This is a genomic window from Arthrobacter sp. 2RAF22 (genome assembly GCF_052115325.1).
Classification (GTDB): domain Bacteria; phylum Actinomycetota; class Actinomycetes; order Actinomycetales; family Micrococcaceae; genus Arthrobacter.
In genome coordinates, this window is sequence record NZ_JBFRGL010000030.1 from 1 (window position 1) to 1,673 (window position 1,673).

Annotated in this window: 1 protein-coding gene; it reads left to right on the plus strand. The window is 64.9% G+C overall.

Annotated elements, in window-relative coordinates:
* The first annotated feature begins 124 nt into the window (after positions 1-124).
* On the plus strand, positions 125-1,519 hold the full coding sequence (locus AB4068_RS15650) for an IS1380 family transposase (RefSeq protein ID WP_441433868.1): 1,395 nt from the start codon (positions 125-127) through the stop codon (positions 1,517-1,519).
* Positions 1,520-1,673: the final 154 nt, after the last annotated feature.

Here is a 1,673-nt window from a genome sequence, read left to right on the forward strand (position 1 = left end):
AGCCTTGATCCACCGACGTGAATCGGGATCCTGACGGCGGTTTAAACCGAGAATGCCTGTCTTTTCAAGGAAAATGAAGCTTGTCTAGAACTCATTTTTCACCGAAAAGAGAGGCATCTCGTAGGTGCAAGTTTCCCACAGGCCTGCCGTGTTGTCAGTTTCGTTCGATGAGCCGAACCTCGTGTCGGCGGCCGGGCTGCTGCCGGTCATGACGTTGGCCCGGGACGCCGGACTGCAGGAACTGGCCGATGAACGGCTGACGGTTCCCACGGACAAGGGCGCGAACGCCGGACTGAAGGTCGCGTCCCTGGTCGCCGGGATGGTCGCCGGCGCGGACAGCATCGATGACATGGCACTGCTGCGCCACGGCGGAATGAAGCGGCTCTTCACCTCCTGCTACGCACCCTCCACCCTTGGCTCGTTCCTGCGCTCGTTCACGTTCGGGCACGTGCGCCAACTGGACGCGGTCGCGGCCCGCTTCCTGGCCAACCTGGCGGCCCGGGCACCCTTGCTGGGATCACCCGCGGCCAGTGACTTCGTGTTCGTCGATGTTGACGACACGATCATCGAGGTCCACGGCTACCAAAAGCAGGGTTCCGGCTACGGGTATTCCGGGGTCCGCGGGCTGAACGCCCTGCTGGCCACGGTCTCCACCAAAGACACCGCCCCGGTGATCGCCGCCCAGCGGTTGCGCAAGGGCGCGGCGAACTCGGCCCGAGGAGCCAAACGTCTGGTCACCGATACCCTGTCCACGCTCAAACGTCTGCAGAGCGGCGGGCGGGTGCTCTGCCGGTTCGATTCGGCCTTCTACGGCCAGGCGGCGGTGTCCGCGGCGCTGGCCGGCGGGGCGGAGGTGTCGGTGACCGTGCGCATGGACCCGGCCGTCAAGCGCGCCATCGCCGGGATTCCGGAGACGGCGTGGGAAACGATCGAATACACCGACGCGGTCTTCGACGAGACCACCAATACCTGGGTTTCGAAGGCCGAGGTCGCCGAGACCGTGTTCACCGCGTTCAGCTCCCGCAAAAAGGACGAGCAGATCACCGGCCGGCTGGTGGTGCGCCGCATCCCTGAACTGAACCGGAAAGCCGGCGACGGACAACCCACCCTGTTCGAAACCCACCGGCACCACGCGTTCTTCACCACCGTGGACGCCACGGTCCTGGACACCGTCGGAGCGGACAAGATCCACCGCAAACACGCCCAGATTGAGCAGGTGAATGCAGATCTGAAGGACAGCGCCATGGCCCATATGCCCTCAGGTGTTTTCGCCGCGAACTCGGCCTGGCTGGTTGCCGCGGTCATGGCCTACAACCTCACCCGGGCCGCCGGACTCCTCGCCGCAGGGCCCTTGGGCAGGGCCAGGACCGGCACGATCCGCCGCAAACTCATCCACGTCCCTGCCCGCATCGCCAGCAGCGCCCGACGCATCCGTCTTCACCTGCCCGAAGCCTGGCCTTGGAAAGCCGCGTGGGAAGAGCTCTTCAACACCGTCCACGCACCGCCCACCGCGACATAAGAACCCCAGCCCATCAGCCAGAAACGGCCCGATCAGGACATCCAGTGGAACACCACCGGCAGCGAGGCCGAGACGATCTGCCATACCCGAAACCAGAATCCGCGACCGACCCCGAAATCCATCAGGACCAACCGCGGATCGGTGGATCAAGGCT